The sequence below is a fragment of the Flavobacterium hungaricum genome, from assembly GCF_015182285.1.
In the GTDB taxonomy this organism is placed as follows: Bacteria; Bacteroidota; Bacteroidia; order Flavobacteriales; family Flavobacteriaceae; genus Flavobacterium; species Flavobacterium hungaricum.
Genome location: NZ_PRDM01000005.1, coordinates 498,743 through 513,002, shown reverse-complemented (window position 1 = coordinate 513,002; position 14,260 = coordinate 498,743). Strand labels below are relative to the sequence as shown.

Sequence of the window (14,260 nt, the reverse complement as noted above, 5' to 3'; positions counted from 1 at the left end):
CCGAAAAAGGCTTTAGCCAAAACGTTATAATTTGACTAAAGCTCTTTCCTCGCTAGTTGAAGCTGGGGGTGATTCAAAAATTTTCCTCAATAAGTTCTTTATTGATTAGTGCGCCGGCAAAAGAACCTGTAGAAATTGCAATGGCTACAGACCGCATTTGCGTTGTGCAGTCGCCGCTCGCATATATTCCCGGGATATTCGTTTTCTGCATAAAATCGACTTTTAGTAATCCCTGCTCATTTAAATCACATCCCAGAGATTCCGGAATATCACAATGCTGTTCAAAGGGCGGTTTACTGTAAATGGCTTTTACTGCAATTTTTTCTTTGTTTTTGAAGATAATGTTCTCAATATAACCGTTTGTATGTTCGAAAGAATCAATTTCGTTTTCAAAAACCTGCACATTGTGTTTTTTTAAAGCTTCAGTTTGTTCCAAAGTCAAAGTCGATTTCCCATTGGTGCATAATCTTAGATCTTTGGTCCAGTTCGAAATCAGTTTTGCATATTCAAAACCCATTTCACCATTGGCAATTATTGCTGTTTTTTCATTTTTGACTTCATAACCGTGACAATATGGACAATGTAAAACCGAAATTCCCCAGCAATCTCCAAAACCTTTAATTTCGGGAATTAAATCTTTAACGCCGCTTGCAAACAAAATTTTCCGCGCCTTAAAAACTTTCCCAGCTTCAGTTGTTATTTCAAATCCGTTTTTGGTTGGGATTGCTTTTGTGGCAAGTCCGTTGTAAAAGTGGATTGTTTTGTAAAGATCAACCTGCAGTTTGGCTTTCGCCGCAATAACAGCGGGCTTTTCTCCGTCCTGTGTTATGAAATTATGAGAATGCGGCGTTTGTCTGTTACAGGGCAAACCGCTGTCAATAACCAAAACCTGACGTAAAGAACGTCCTAGACTCATCGCAGCCGATAAGCCGCTGTAACTGCCGCCAATGATAATGACTTCAAAATTTTCCTGTTCCATATTTTTAGTGATTTTGTTTTTTGTGTAATCTATAATTTATCAAATGCCCGATGACCATTCCTATTCCGCCAAAATAAATCAGGTCCAAATGAATTTCTAAGAAAATTTCAGTCAAAATGCTGATCCAGATTAAACCCATTGAAACAATCAAAATTGATGAAACCAAAAGCGTCGATTTTTTTGTAATTTTGAAAATTACAAATAACCCGATTGAAGCAAATGCCAAATCGATAATTGGATTGTGAGTTAAGCCCAAAGGAAGAATCGTTAAGAGTGGAAAAATCAAACAATGAACGAGACAAATTGCGGCACTTGAAATTCCTAAAATATCGTAAAAGGAGGAGGCTGATTTCTTCATTTCTTGTAAATTTGTTTAATGCAATACTGTTGCAAATATACACAATAAAATCAATTGCAACATTGTTGCGTTAATTTTTTTAATTCAAAATATAATGAAAGCTACACGTAACACTACAGCAAAGACGGCCGTTTTAGAGGTTTTTGAGAAATCCAAAACCGCCTTGTCTCACACCGAAATTCAAAAACAATTGAACGATGTCTGCGACCGCGTTACTATTTATAGAATTTTAGACCGTCTGGTAAACGATGATATTATTCATAAAATTTCGAATCTGGACGGAACGGTAAAATATGCAAAATGCAATCATTCGCACCAGCGTGTGCACATACACAATCATGCCCATTTTAGCTGCGAGAACTGTCATGAAATCACATGTCTCGAAAGTGTAAAACCAAGCTACATTATGCCGCACAATTATAAAGTTAATGAGATAAATTTCACGCTTTCTGGATTGTGTCCAAAATGTTTAAATTCTAACATATAATATTTAGACTCGTCTAAAAATATTGTTTCGCGAATATAATTTTTACATATATTTGTGAAAACAATACTTTTACAATGGGTAAATCTTTAGAAGAGGTACACGAATCTGTTTCAACCGAACATAAAAAAACAGGTTTCAGGAAAATTTTAGCCTTTTTAGGTCCAGCATATTTAGTAAGCGTCGGCTACATGGATCCAGGAAACTGGGCGACAGATATTGCCGGCGGAAGTCAGTTTGGCTACACTTTAGTCTGGGTTTTGTTGATGAGTAACTTAATGGCGCTGCTTTTGCAAAGTTTAAGCGCCCGACTCGGAATCGTGACGCAGCGAGATCTCGCACAAGCATCAAGAGAAACCTATTCGAAATATATTAATTACATTTTATATTTTCTTGCCGAAATTGCAATTGCGGCTTGTGATCTGGCCGAAGTTCTCGGAATGGCGATCGGAATTAATCTGCTTTTCGGAATTCCTTTACTCGAAGCAGTTCTAATTACTGTTTTAGACACCTTTTTGCTGCTTTTCCTGATCAATAAAGGAATTCGCAAGATGGAAGCCTTTATTATTGCTTTGGTCGCGATTATCGGCTTTTCTTTTATTTTTGAAATGATTTTTGCCGAACCAGAAATGCATAAAGTTTTGGAGGGTTTGATTCCTTCAATTCCAAACTCAGCAGCTTTGTATATTGCAATCGGGATTATCGGGGCAACAGTTATGCCGCATAACCTTTATCTGCACTCTTCTTTGGTACAGACCAGAAAGTTTGACCGAACTCCAGCCGGAATCAAACAGGCTTTAAAATACAATTTTATAGATTCGACAATTGCTTTAAATCTTGCCTTTTTTGTAAATGCAGCAATTTTAATTCTCGCCGCCGCGACTTTTCATAAAAACGGAATGTACGAAGTTGCAGAGATTCAGGATGCTCATAAGTTTCTGGAACCGCTTTTAGGAACAAAATGGGCGCCGGCTTTGTTTGCTATTGCACTTATTGCAGCGGGACAAAGTTCGACGGTGACGGGAACACTGGCAGGGCAGATTGTAATGGAGGGTTATCTTCATTTTAGAATACAGCCTTGGGTGCGCCGAATCATTACCCGCTTAATTGCTATTATTCCAGCCGTAATTGTGATTTTGATTTATGGCGAAAGCGTCACGGGAAAACTGCTGATCTTAAGTCAGGTTATTTTGAGTCTGCAGCTGGGTTTTGCGATTATTCCGCTTATTCACTTTGTCAGCGATAAATCAAAGATGAATGGTTTTCATATTTCTAAAACTACACAAATTGTCTCTTGGATTATTGCCGCGATCATTGTTTCCTTAAACGCAAAATTGGTGTACGATGAAATAACATCCTGGCTGGAAAGTTCAGATCATCCGATGGTGCTTTGGTTTACAGTTGTACCGCTGGCTTTTGGATTTTTGGCTTTATTGCTCTATATTATTTTTAATCCTTTTATCACTAAAGTTAAGAACAAAGCAGTCAATCACTCGCCTCATAATTTAAATCTGCAGTTTTCGCCAAGAGAAAGCCAAAGTATTAAAAACATTGCGATTTCTGTAGATTTCTCTAAAGCAGATGAAGCCGCATTGAACAAAGCTTTTGAATTGGGCGGAATCCATACAGAATATACCCTTATCCATATTGTGGAAACCGTTGGAGCATTAATGTATGGAGTCCATGTACACGATCATGAAACGACAATAGATGAAAAACTTTTGCAGCAATATAAAGACATGTTGACCGAGAAAGGTTTTAAAATTGAAACTAAGCTCGGATTTGGAAAACCCAACAATGTAATTTCAAAAATTATAAATGAGGGAAGTTTCGATATCTTGGTCATGGGAACCCATGGCCACACTGGACTAAAAGATATTCTCTTTGGTACAACAGTCGATAAATTGAGACATAAAATTTCTATACCTTTGTTGATTGTTAAAAACTAGGGACAAAGGTTCTGAGGTACAAAGGAGCAAAGTTTTTGAAAACTCTGAACCTTTGTCACTTTGCAGCTTTGAACCTCAAAAAATAAAAAATGACCTTCTCAGAAGAAAATTACTTAAAATCTATATATCACCTAACAGCCGTTGCTGATTCGGAGGTGAGCACCAATGCGATTGCGGAAATGATGGAAACCAAAGCATCATCGGTAACGGATATGCTTAAAAAGCTGGCAGATAAAGATTTGGTTAATTATAAAAAATACCAAGGGGTTTCTCTTACTGAAAATGGAAAGCTTGCTGCTAAAATGATCGTGAGAAAACATCGTTTGTGGGAAGTCTTTTTGGTAGAAAAATTAAATTTCAGCTGGGATGAGGTTCACGATATTGCCGAACAATTGGAACACATCAAATCAGAACAATTGATTAATCGATTGGATGATTTTCTGGGAAATCCGACTGAAGATCCTCATGGAGATCCGATTCCAGATGCTAACGGACGAATTATTAAAATTGAAAAACAGCTTTTATCTGAATTGAATGAGAATCAAACCGGCGTTTGCGTGGGGGTAAAGGATACTTCATCAGAATTTTTAAAATATCTGGACAAACAGGGAATTGCTTTGGGTTCAAGAATTGAATTTCTTTCCCGCGAATCTTTTGATTTATCCGTTAAAATTAAAGTCGATGGAAGGGAATTGTCTATTTCGAATAAAATTGCTTCTAATTTGTTTGTAAAGCTGGTTTAGAGTTATTTCACAAAGATTCGCGAAGAGGTTTCGCAGAGATGCGAGGAGATTTTGTTTTTTGTCAGACTGAGTTGAAGTTTTCTTTTGTCAGACTGAGCGAAGTCGAAGTTCCGCAAAGTAATTCAGAAACCGAGGCTTCAACTTCGCTCAACTTGACATGAGGAATTTCCTAGCCCCGATAGAAGTGGAAATCCTTTTGTGCCGGTCCCGAGGCTTCGGGAGGCATAAAAGATTGAAACGGATAGCGGGATTAGCTTCTAAAAAATTAGACAATCCCTTTTTCTATCATTTCTAACATTACTGGCGACGCATTTTTAAATGTCGGTTCCTGCTCGATAATACTACCAGCATTCTTTTTATTTACTTTGAAAGTTACGTCATTGTCTGTCGTAAATAAAAGCGCGGTCAAAAATGGATTTTTAATATAAGTTCCTAAAATCAAAAGCGCTTCCTCTAACGTATGAATGCTTTCGATTTCTTCTGTTTTATATCGTGTAGTCAATGAAATGGAGAAAGTATCATCTTCATTCAAAACCAAACGAAAATAGATGTTTTTGATTTCGGTATCGCCCATTGTTTTAGCCAAGGTCAATTTAGCGAAAGTTCCGGCTTGGATACTTTCTTTAACACGCTCACAAAAAAGGGCAAATATTGGTTCGTAGGACATGATGTTTGTATTATAATTTAACCGCAAAGGTCGCAAAGATTTACGCAAGGTTCGCTAAGTTTTTGATTTCCTTGTGTGCTTTGCGTAATCCCTTGTGAACTTTGCGGTTAAGAAAATTATTTTCCTGTAAATTCAGCTTTTCTTTTTTCTAAAAAAGCCGTTGTTCCTTCTTTAAAATCCTGAGTTCCGAAACATTCTCCGAATGATTTTATTTCAATATCAAATCCGTTTTTACCGTCTTTAAAGTTGGCATTAATTGCTTTTATTGCTTTTCCGATTGCAAAGGGAGCATTTTTAATGATTTTTTGTGCGATAACTGCTGTAAAAGATAATAATTCAGCCTGCGATACTACGTGATTGACTAAGCCATATTGTTTCGCTTCTTCGGCAGAAATCATAGCGGCGGTCATGATCAATTCCATGGCGCGTCCTTTGCCCACTAATTGCGGCAGACGCTGTGTTCCTCCATAACCTGGAATTAATCCTAAGGTTACTTCTGGAAGTCCCATTTTAGCATTATCGGATGCTATTCTGAAATGACAGGCCATTGCCAGTTCTAATCCTCCTCCAAGAGCAAAACCGTTAATGGCTGCAATAACCGGTTTTTTTAAGTTTTCAATAAAGTCAAATAACGCTTCTTGTCCTTCAGCCGCCAATTGCGCTCCTTCAACAACATTATAATTAGCAAATTCTGAAATGTCGGCGCCGGCAACAAAAGCTTTTTCTCCGTTTCCTGTTATAATAATTACACGAACCTCTTCATTATTTGCTAATGCATTAACAGCATTGCTAAGATCGCCAATTGTCGATTTGTTTAAAGCATTTAGTTTTGTAGGTCTGTTTATTGTAATTGTTGCAATTTTTTCTTCTATAGCAACTAAGATATTTTCGTAGTTCATAACAATTGGTTTAGGAGTTGGTGATAGGTAAAGAAACTCTAAAAGTGGTTCCTTTTCCGTAAGTTGACTCAAAGGTAATTGTTCCTTTGTAATTTTCGATAATGTTTTTTATAATTCCGAGTCCAAGGCCCATGCCGCTGGTTTTGGTGGTAAATTTTGGTTCGAAAATTCGGCCGGTATCCAGTTTCTGAATTCCGATTCCGTTGTCTTTTACCGCGATTTCGACATTATTATTACGGCGTTTGACAGTAACAAAAATCGATTTTTGTAACTGACTTTCAGGAATCGCCTGCGTTGCATTTTTAACCAGATTGGTAATGACACGGATCAATTGTGTACGGTCCATTTTAGAAATGATTTCCTGTTCTTCGGCTTCAAAGACAATATAATCTTCGTTAAAAATATCCAAAGCCAATTCTACAACCTCTACAACATTCAAGGTTTCGTTTTGCTGTGCTGGCATCGAAGCAAAGTTAGAAAATGCCGAAGCCACTGCTGTCATGGTATCAATCTGCTGAATCAGGGTTTCAGAGTAATCGTTCATTTTCTGTTTTACATCAGGATCGTTGGGATCAAATTTCCTTTGAAAACTCTGAACCGTTAATCGCATTGGCGTAAGCGGATTTTTAATTTCGTGTGCAACCTGTTTGGCCATTTCACGCCAAGCTTCTTCACGTTCGCTTTGCGCTAATTTAATGGCACTGCTTTCCAGTTTGTCGACCATGCCGTTGTAAGCTTTAATCAAGAAGTTCACTTCTTTGCTGTTGGCTTCGAGAACAATTTTTTCGTTTTTCTGATCCAAGTTGGTTTCCTCTAAACGATCCGAAATTGTTTTTAATGATTTGGTGATATAAGTCGAAAGGAAATAAGCCAGTGCAAAAGCGACAATCAGCATAAATGAATACACCTGACTTAAACGGATCAGGAAAGTATTCAATTCGTTGTCGTAATACCCGTCATCTTCTAAATAGGGCAGGTTTAAAACGCCGAGGGGTTTGAATTTTTCGTCTTTTATTAAACTGTATGAAGATCTGTTTTTGACGCCATCGATAGTTTTAATATCAACAAATCGTTTTTCTATTGAGGAACGAACGAGTTTGAGTATATATTCAGGAATCGGAGGCGCGACTTTGTCGACTGCAAAAGACTCTTTGGAAGATTTAAGTAGTTTTCCGTCGAGGCTGTAAATGTTAATTTCGATTTTATGAATCTGCGCCAGTTCGTGGATTTTATCTTTAAAAATCAAATCCAGATTCTGTGTTTTTAATGGGTAAGTTGTAGTCGAAAGCACATAATTGATGTGTTCTTTTACCGCATTTTCTTTTCTTTCGAGTCTTTCCTGATGGTATTCTTTGGCTTCTGTTTTAAACTGAATAATAGAAATAGAAGCCAATAAAAAAGATGCTACAACAATCAATACAATCATCGACAGGAAAATCCTGGTACGAAGCGAAAGCATTGACATTTTGAAGTTCTGCATCTGTTTTTGTTTTATTATTTTCAGGTTTCAAGTTTCAGGTTAGGCTGCGTTTGGAAACTTGAAACCTGAACCTAAAAAAACTATTTTTTTTCTCTAATGCGTTTATAAAAACGGAATCCCAGCATGATTAAAACCGAAAATAAAATAATTCCGATCACGCCGTAAATCCAGTTGATTGCACTTTTTAAAACTACTAAAAAAACGACAGCAAACAAAATAATCGTGGCACCTTCATTCCACAAACGCATAAAATTGTTCGAGTATTTTACTTCATTATTTTGTAATTGTTTGAAAATCTGATGGCATTTTCCGTGATATAAATACAAAAGGAAAACGAAAACCAGTTTGACGTGCATCCACGGCATTTTCATCCAAACATGACCAGCTTCTGTAAAAAACAGCATCCAAAAAGCAAAAATACTTGCCAAAACTGCCGAAGGCCACGTAATAATATACCACAAACGATACGTCATTATTTTATATTGCGCCTGCAGAATTTCTTTTTCTGGTGAAGGTTTTTCATTGGCTTCTATTTGATAGACAAACAAACGCACAATGTAAAACAAACCTGCAAACCAAGTCACTACAAAAATAAGATGCAGTGATTTTAAGTAGTTATAGTAGTCCATACTTTTTTGTTTGAGGTTTCAAGTTTCAGGTTTTTAAGTTTTCAATAACCTGAAACTTGAAACAAATATTATTTAGCCCAATCATTAATCCAATTAGAAACCGTCTGGCACCATTCGTCATCGTCATTCAAACACGGAATTGCTAAAAACTCTTCTCCTCCTTTTGCTTCAAAATCTTCTTTGGCGCGCATGGCGATTTCTTCCAATGTTTCTAAACAATCAGATACGAAAGCTGGCGTTACAACCGCTAATTTCTTGATTCCTTTTGCCGGCATATTGTCGATTTCAACATCTGTGTAAGGCTCCAGCCATTTGTCTCCCGCTAAACGCGATTGAAAAGTCAGACTGTATTTATCTTCTGGAAGTCCTAATAATTTTATGACTTGCTTTGTCGTTTCATAACATTGATGGCGGTAACAGAAGTCGTGTGCCGGAGATGGCGTATTACAACAAGAACCGTCTATTTTGCAATGTGATTTGGTTACGTCTGTTTTACGGATATGACGCTCTGGAATTCCATGATATGAAAACAACAAATGATCGTAATCAAAACCAACTAAATGTTTCTGAATTGAATCTGCTAAATTCTTGATGTAATCGGGTTTGTTGTAAAATGCCGGAACATCTGTAAAAGTCATGTTTGGAAATTTCTTTTTACGAATTTCTTCAGCTTTCACTAAAATAGTCAGAGTAGAAGCCATTGCATATTGCGGATATAGAGGAAAAAGCAATACTTCTGTAACGCCTTGATCATGCAATTCCTGAAGTCCTTTTTCGATCGTCATGGTTCCGTAACGCATTGCCAAAGCAACTGGAACATTTACCAGAGGCTTAACTTTTGCCTGCATTCTTTCAGAAAGTACTACTAACGGAGAACCTTCATCCCACCATATTTTCGCATAAGCGTGCGCTGATTCTTCGGGTCTTTTTCTTAAAATAATACCGCGAACCAACAATGCTCTTAATAAATACGGAACATCGATCACGTATTTATCCATTAAAAATTCGTCTAAATATGGTTTTACATCTTTTGGTGTTGGACTTTCCGGAGAACCTAAGTTTACTAATAATACGCCTTTCATTCTTGTTTTTTATTGCTTTAGGCTTAAGCTTTAGGCTTTAAGCTTTTAATTTGTTTTAAATTTCGACAAAAGTATGTTCTGTACTTTATTAGAAATATGATATTTATTACTTTTTAATTATGTCTTTATTTATAAAATTGATTCTCTTAAATCAATCGTTCCTATGGAACGCAAAAAACATTTAATTTTTTTTTCTACCAACGAGATGTTCCTATCGGAACATTTTGACCAAAGATTCATCATTTTTATGTTCTGTTGGAACATTTCGTTGGTAACTTCAAATGTCTACACAGTATAACATTCCGTAGGAACGTTTGATTTTAGATCTCTGGCTTTACAGTATGCTTAAACATTTGCATTTATCGACATCAAATATTTTTTTGGAGTTGTCGCAAACTTTTTCTTGAAAGCCGCTATAAAGTGACTTCCAGTGCTGTAGCCAATTTTTAAACCCACTTCGTTCACATTATAAGAACCACTGTCTAACAACTTTCTAGCGAAATCCATTTTGTAATCGAAAAGAAAACCATACACGGTGTCGCCATAAATTTGTTTGAAACCCATTTTAAGTTTCTTCAAATTCAGACCAATTTCATCTGCCAGTTCTTGTAATCCCGGCGGTTCGGCCATATTGGCGATGATGATTTCTTTGGCTCTTCGGATTTTCAAAACGTTGTCTTCATCAATCAGGAACGGACATTGTTCTGCGTTTGGATCTTCGGTTCTGTTAAAATACAAACTCAGTAATTCGTATCCTTTTCCTTTGTAATACAAGTTTTTGATGGATGGATGGAGATTGTAATGAAACAGCTGGCTCAGCACAATTGCCATTGACGGACTGATATTTCCTTCGTTGTAGTATTTTTTATCCTTATTGTCAGCACTTAGAAAAGTAATGTAATCGGCTTCGGCAGAAAATAATGCGTGAAATTTCTTGATAGATACAATTACAGAGATCGCCCAGGAATTTGGAGCCAATTCTAAATGAAGTGGTAATTCTTTTTGCGGGTTGTATAAAAGCAGTGATTTTTCTTCTTTCAGCTCCAAGGCATAAGTTCCTTGATTGAACAGGAATTTGGCATTGCCTTTTATACCGAAGTGAAACTGTATCAGACCAGTACCGACTATTTCATGCTGTGCAAAAAATGGCTCGGAACTGTCGTTTTGAAAACGGATCAGCGTAAAGTCGTCTTCAATTTTAATAATTTCTTGAGAACCCATAGCGATATTTTTTTGAAACAAAAATCAAAACCAAGTTGTGATCTTATTTAGAATCGCTCTAAACTAATCACTTCTAAAGAGTTGATTTTGCTACAAAAGTAGCCTTTTTTACTCAAAAACACCTAATTAGGACCAAAAAAACATTGAGCGACATAAAAAGTACTTTTAGCGTTATTTTTATCAACGGTATAGTAATAATTTTGTTGCACTTTTTAGAAAGTGAATTATGGAAAACAATAACGTACCGAAACACCTTTATTTTTACTCAGTTGGATTGAGTTACAAAAAAGCTGATGCTGAGGTCAGAGGTCAATTTAGTTTGGATGCAGTTGCGAAAACACGTTTGCTGGAACAAGCTAAAACAGAAGGAATAGAAAGTTTAATTGTCACTTCAACCTGTAACAGAACCGAGATTTATGGTTTTGCAGAACATCCCTTTCAATTAATAAAACTTATTTGTGATAATAGTAACGGATCTGTTGACGCTTTCCAGAAAGTGGGATTTGTGTACAAAAATCAAGAAGCTATTAATCATATGTTTCGTGTCGGGACTGGTTTAGACAGTCAGATTTTAGGCGATTTCGAAATTATATCTCAAATTAAAACCAGTTTTATCCACTCAAAATCAATGGGTTTAGCCAATACTTTTATGGAAAGATTGGTAAATGCGGTAATTCAGGCGAGCAAAAGAATTAAAAATGAAACTGAAATCAGCTCTGGCGCTACTTCTGTTTCTTTTGCATCGGTACAATATATTCTTAAAAATGTTGAAGACATCAGCAACAAAAACATTTTACTTTTTGGAACTGGAAAAATTGGAAGAAACACTTGCGAAAATTTAGTAAAACATACTAAAAACGAACATATTACTTTAATCAACAGAACAAAAGACAAAGCCGAGAAACTGGCAGGAAAACTTAATCTGATTGTTAAAGATTATTCTGAATTACACTTAGAACTTCAAAAGGCCGATGTTGTGGTTGTGGCAACAGGAGCTCAAAACCCAACGGTTGACAAAGCGATTTTAAACCTTAAAAAACCTTTGTTGATTCTGGATTTATCGATTCCGAAAAACGTAAATGAAAATGTAGAAGAGCTAGAAGGCGTAACGTTGATCCACATGGATTATTTGTCTCAATTGACAGATGAAACTTTGGAAAACAGAAAATTACACATTCCAGCAGCCGAAGCAATTATTGAGGAGGTGAAAGAAGAATTCACAATTTGGATGAAAGGCAGAAAATTTGCTCCGACAATCAATGCGCTAAAAGAAAAATTAAACGCAATAAAAATGTCAGAACTGGATTTTCAAAGTAAAAAAATTGCAGATTTTAATGAAGCTCAAGCCGAAATCATCAGCAATAGAATCATCCAAAAAATCACTACACATTTTGCCAATCATTTAAAAGACGACGACACCATGGTCGATGAAAGCATCGAATGGATCGAAAAAGTCTTCAAAATAAAAGCATCTTAGATTAAATTTTACCATTAAGATATTAAGAAAGTTAAAATTTGTAGCAGCAATACTTAATAAAAATTAAACCATTAAGATATTAAGGAAATTAAGTCCAAGCTTTGTCAAGAAAATTAAGCCAAGCTATTCTTGAACAAAAGCTTAATTAGCTTAATAGCTTAAGGGTGAAAATAAGTTCTATGACAAAAAAAGAGGTTACACAATTGGCTTATGAAATTACAGGTTTTGCGATAAAAGTGCATAAAGCTTTAGGACCTGGACTTTTAGAAAGCATTTATGAACAGTGCCTCAAATACGAATTAGAACAAAACGGATACGACGTTAAGCAACAATTAGTTGTCAAAATAGATTATTATGATCTTGAATTAGAATCTGATTTAAGAATTGATTTGCTTGTAAATAATTGTGTTGTTGTGGAATTAAAAGCAATAGAAAATTTATTGCCCATTCACGAAGCCCAATTATTGACATATATGAAATTACTGCAAAGGCCTCAAGGACTATTGATAAATTTCAACACAACAAACATTACAAAATCAATGAAACCACTTGTGAATGATTATTTTGCAAGATTAATAGATTAAATAAAATTTGAACCAGTACTATATTAAAGAAGTTAAGTTTAATGTTCTTTGACAAAGAAAAGCTTAATTACCTTAATATCTTAATGGTTAAAAATTAAAACATGGCTGAAAAAACAATCAGAATTGGAACGCGCGATAGCGAATTGGCACTTTGGCAGGCACATACTGTCGAAAAACAATTGAACGATTTAGGGTATAAAACCTCAATTGTTGCGGTTAAATCGCAGGGTGATATTATCTTGGACAAACCGCTTTATGAATTGGGCATTACCGGAATTTTTACCAAAACTCTTGATATTGCTATGATTAACGGCGATATTGATATTGCAGTGCATTCTATGAAAGACGTTCCTACGGCTTTGCCAAAAGGAATTGTTCAGGCGGCAGTTTTAGAAAGAGCCAATGTTTTGGATATTTTGGTTCACAAAGGAAATCCTGATTTTGCTAATCCGAGTACTATTGCAACAGGAAGTTTAAGACGTCAGGCACAATGGTTTAATAAATATCCTAATCATACTGTAGTTGATTTACGCGGTAATGTCAATACGCGTATGCAGAAATTGCAGGATAATAATTGGGACGGAGCCGTTTTTGCTGCTGCTGGTTTGGAACGTATTAATTTGAAACCAGAAAATGTTATCAATCTGGATTGGATGATTCCTGCACCTGCACAAGGAGCGATGCTGGTTGTGGCAATGGAAAATGATAATTATACACTTGATGCACTTTCGAAGTTAAATCATATCGAAACTGAAATTTGTACGTATATCGAACGTCAGTTTTTAAGAACGCTTGAAGGCGGTTGTACCGCGCCAATTGGAGCTTTGGTCAATTATAATGAAGATGAGGATACGCTGCATTTTCAAGGTGTTCTGCTTTCTGTTGATGGAAAACAAAAACTGGAAATTGATAAAACGGTAGACATTTCGGAATGGAAAAAATTAGGTTTCCATTCGGCTCAGGAAATATTAAACAATGGCGGAGCGGAATTGATGCAGTCCATTAAAGAATCTTTAAAGAAATAATGGCAAAATCGATCCAAATACTATCTACAAAAGTTCTTTCGGGAATTCAAAAACAGGAATTGGTAAAAGCAGGTTTTGAAGTTGCTGCATATGATTTCATCAAAACCGAAAACAAATCTTTTGAAATAAAAGAACTCAACGAAAATCTTCTTTTTACAAGTCAGAATGCAGTTCATAGTTTTTTAGCAAATCCAAAATCTAAAGACCTTATTCCGAAACTTCGGGACAAAAATGTTTTTTGTGTTGGATTAAAAACAAAAGCGCTATTAAGCGATAATGGTTTTAATGTTGTGGCATACACAGGTTACGCTTCTGATCTTGCCGAAATTATAACTTTGATCTACAATAAAGAAAGTTTCACATTTTTTAGCGGTAATCTTAGAAGAGATACTTTGCCAGATGCTTTAAAAGAAGCCGGAATAAAATTTAATGAAATTCAGGTTTATGACACTTCTTTACAGCCTCAAAAAATAAAGACAACTGTTGATGCATTATTGTTTTTTAGTCCGTCTGGTGTTGAGAGTTATTTAAAAGAGAATACAATTAAAAAAGAAACCTGTTTCTGTATTGGAGAAACCACTGCCGAAGCTTTGCATAAAATCACAAAAAACATCATCATCGCAGATCAGCCAACGGTTGAAAATGTAATTGAGGATGTAATTAATGAATATAAATAAAAACCT

The 14,260-nt window shown here is 35.8% G+C and carries 15 protein-coding genes; 7 read left to right on the top strand and 8 right to left on the bottom strand.

Annotation, left to right across the window (positions count from 1 at the left end; all coding sequences use genetic code 11):
• Window positions 1-73: 73 nt before the first annotated feature.
• Both C4F50_RS21640 and C4F50_RS21635 read right to left on the bottom strand, forming a co-directional pair.
• Window positions 74-979 carry an NAD(P)/FAD-dependent oxidoreductase gene (locus tag C4F50_RS21640; RefSeq protein WP_194140727.1) on the bottom strand — a complete coding sequence of 302 codons (906 nt, stop codon included), beginning with the start codon at window positions 977-979 and terminating at the stop codon, window positions 74-76.
• Window positions 980-983: 4 nt separating this feature from the next.
• Window positions 984-1,337 (bottom strand): MerC domain-containing protein, encoded by a 354-nt coding sequence (locus tag C4F50_RS21635; RefSeq protein ID WP_194140726.1) that lies wholly within the window; start codon window positions 1,335-1,337, stop codon window positions 984-986.
• Window positions 1,338-1,431: 94 nt separating this feature from the next.
• Here C4F50_RS21635 and C4F50_RS21630 point away from each other — a divergent pair, with 94 nt between their 5' ends.
• The 3 genes from C4F50_RS21630 to C4F50_RS21620 all read left to right on the top strand — a co-directional run bounded on the left by C4F50_RS21630 (window position 1,432) and on the right by C4F50_RS21620 (window position 4,513).
• Window positions 1,432-1,824, top strand: a complete 393-nt coding sequence (locus tag C4F50_RS21630; RefSeq protein ID WP_194140725.1) for a Fur family transcriptional regulator — start codon at window positions 1,432-1,434, stop codon at window positions 1,822-1,824.
• A gap of 74 nt (window positions 1,825-1,898) precedes the next feature.
• Window positions 1,899-3,770, top strand: coding sequence for an Nramp family divalent metal transporter (locus tag C4F50_RS21625; protein ID WP_194140724.1), 1,872 nt, complete (start codon window positions 1,899-1,901; stop codon window positions 3,768-3,770).
• Between the two features lie 89 nt (window positions 3,771-3,859).
• Window positions 3,860-4,513 (top strand): metal-dependent transcriptional regulator, encoded by a 654-nt coding sequence (locus C4F50_RS21620; protein ID WP_194140723.1) that lies wholly within the window; start codon window positions 3,860-3,862, stop codon window positions 4,511-4,513.
• 265 nt (window positions 4,514-4,778) lie between these two features.
• On the opposite strand, the gene C4F50_RS21615 is transcribed toward C4F50_RS21620, so the two are convergent.
• The 6 genes from C4F50_RS21615 to C4F50_RS21590 form a co-directional block, all read right to left on the bottom strand.
• Window positions 4,779-5,180, bottom strand: coding sequence for a hypothetical protein (locus tag C4F50_RS21615; RefSeq protein ID WP_194140722.1), 402 nt, complete (start codon window positions 5,178-5,180; stop codon window positions 4,779-4,781).
• A 116-nt stretch (window positions 5,181-5,296) separates the two neighbouring features.
• A complete protein-coding gene (locus C4F50_RS21610; protein WP_194140721.1) occupies window positions 5,297-6,079 on the bottom strand; it encodes an enoyl-CoA hydratase/isomerase family protein in 783 nt (260 codons plus the stop codon).
• A 10-nt stretch (window positions 6,080-6,089) separates the two neighbouring features.
• The gene (locus C4F50_RS21605; protein ID WP_194140782.1) at window positions 6,090-7,505 is read right to left on the bottom strand and encodes an ATP-binding protein; all 1,416 of its coding nucleotides are present in this window, start codon (window positions 7,503-7,505) and stop codon (window positions 6,090-6,092) included.
• Window positions 7,506-7,639: 134 nt separating this feature from the next.
• Window positions 7,640-8,188: a CopD family protein gene (locus C4F50_RS21600; RefSeq protein WP_194140720.1), complete on the bottom strand. Its 549-nt coding sequence runs from the start codon at window positions 8,186-8,188 to the stop codon at window positions 7,640-7,642.
• A gap of 68 nt (window positions 8,189-8,256) precedes the next feature.
• Window positions 8,257-9,270, bottom strand: coding sequence for a ferrochelatase (gene hemH / locus C4F50_RS21595; RefSeq protein WP_194140719.1), 1,014 nt, complete (start codon window positions 9,268-9,270; stop codon window positions 8,257-8,259).
• Window positions 9,271-9,615: 345 nt separating this feature from the next.
• On the bottom strand, window positions 9,616-10,491 hold the full coding sequence (locus tag C4F50_RS21590; RefSeq protein ID WP_194140718.1) for a helix-turn-helix domain-containing protein: 876 nt from the start codon (window positions 10,489-10,491) through the stop codon (window positions 9,616-9,618).
• 226 nt (window positions 10,492-10,717) lie between these two features.
• On the opposite strand from C4F50_RS21590, the gene hemA reads away from it, so the two are divergent.
• From hemA to C4F50_RS21570, 4 genes are all read left to right on the top strand, one after another.
• The gene (gene hemA / locus C4F50_RS21585; RefSeq protein WP_194140717.1) at window positions 10,718-11,968 is read left to right on the top strand and encodes a glutamyl-tRNA reductase; all 1,251 of its coding nucleotides are present in this window, start codon (window positions 10,718-10,720) and stop codon (window positions 11,966-11,968) included.
• 179 nt (window positions 11,969-12,147) lie between these two features.
• A complete protein-coding gene (locus tag C4F50_RS21580) occupies window positions 12,148-12,552 on the top strand; it encodes a GxxExxY protein (RefSeq protein ID WP_194140716.1) in 405 nt (134 codons plus the stop codon).
• A gap of 101 nt (window positions 12,553-12,653) precedes the next feature.
• A complete protein-coding gene (gene hemC, locus C4F50_RS21575) occupies window positions 12,654-13,577 on the top strand; it encodes a hydroxymethylbilane synthase (protein WP_194140715.1) in 924 nt (307 codons plus the stop codon).
• Window positions 13,577-14,254: a uroporphyrinogen-III synthase gene (locus C4F50_RS21570; protein ID WP_194140714.1), complete on the top strand. Its 678-nt coding sequence runs from the start codon at window positions 13,577-13,579 to the stop codon at window positions 14,252-14,254. Before hemC ends, C4F50_RS21570 begins: the two co-directional genes overlap by 1 nt.
• The last annotated feature ends 6 nt before the right edge of the window (window positions 14,255-14,260 follow it).

What these genes read in the sequence shown, in the direction of transcription:
- C4F50_RS21605 (WP_194140782.1), bottom strand. Translation starts at nt 7,505, where the DNA reads ATGATTGTATTGATTGTTGTAGCATCTTTTTTATTGGCTTCTATTTCT.
- C4F50_RS21640 (WP_194140727.1), bottom strand. Translation starts at nt 979, where the DNA reads ATGGAACAGGAAAATTTTGAAGTCATTATCATTGGCGGCAGTTACAGC.
- C4F50_RS21615 (WP_194140722.1), bottom strand. Translation starts at nt 5,180, where the DNA reads ATGTCCTACGAACCAATATTTGCCCTTTTTTGTGAGCGTGTTAAAGAA.
- C4F50_RS21620 (WP_194140723.1), top strand. Translation starts at nt 3,860, where the DNA reads ATGACCTTCTCAGAAGAAAATTACTTAAAATCTATATATCACCTAACA.
- C4F50_RS21600 (WP_194140720.1), bottom strand. Translation starts at nt 8,188, where the DNA reads ATGGACTACTATAACTACTTAAAATCACTGCATCTTATTTTTGTAGTG.
- C4F50_RS21630 (WP_194140725.1), top strand. Translation starts at nt 1,432, where the DNA reads ATGAAAGCTACACGTAACACTACAGCAAAGACGGCCGTTTTAGAGGTT.
- C4F50_RS21610 (WP_194140721.1), bottom strand. Translation starts at nt 6,079, where the DNA reads ATGAACTACGAAAATATCTTAGTTGCTATAGAAGAAAAAATTGCAACA.
- hemA (WP_194140717.1), top strand. Translation starts at nt 10,718, where the DNA reads ATGGAAAACAATAACGTACCGAAACACCTTTATTTTTACTCAGTTGGA.
- C4F50_RS21625 (WP_194140724.1), top strand. Translation starts at nt 1,899, where the DNA reads ATGGGTAAATCTTTAGAAGAGGTACACGAATCTGTTTCAACCGAACAT.
- hemH (WP_194140719.1), bottom strand. Translation starts at nt 9,270, where the DNA reads ATGAAAGGCGTATTATTAGTAAACTTAGGTTCTCCGGAAAGTCCAACA.
- C4F50_RS21635 (WP_194140726.1), bottom strand. Translation starts at nt 1,337, where the DNA reads ATGAAGAAATCAGCCTCCTCCTTTTACGATATTTTAGGAATTTCAAGT.
- C4F50_RS21570 (WP_194140714.1), top strand. Translation starts at nt 13,577, where the DNA reads ATGGCAAAATCGATCCAAATACTATCTACAAAAGTTCTTTCGGGAATT.
- C4F50_RS21590 (WP_194140718.1), bottom strand. Translation starts at nt 10,491, where the DNA reads ATGGGTTCTCAAGAAATTATTAAAATTGAAGACGACTTTACGCTGATC.
- hemC (WP_194140715.1), top strand. Translation starts at nt 12,654, where the DNA reads ATGGCTGAAAAAACAATCAGAATTGGAACGCGCGATAGCGAATTGGCA.
- C4F50_RS21580 (WP_194140716.1), top strand. Translation starts at nt 12,148, where the DNA reads ATGACAAAAAAAGAGGTTACACAATTGGCTTATGAAATTACAGGTTTT.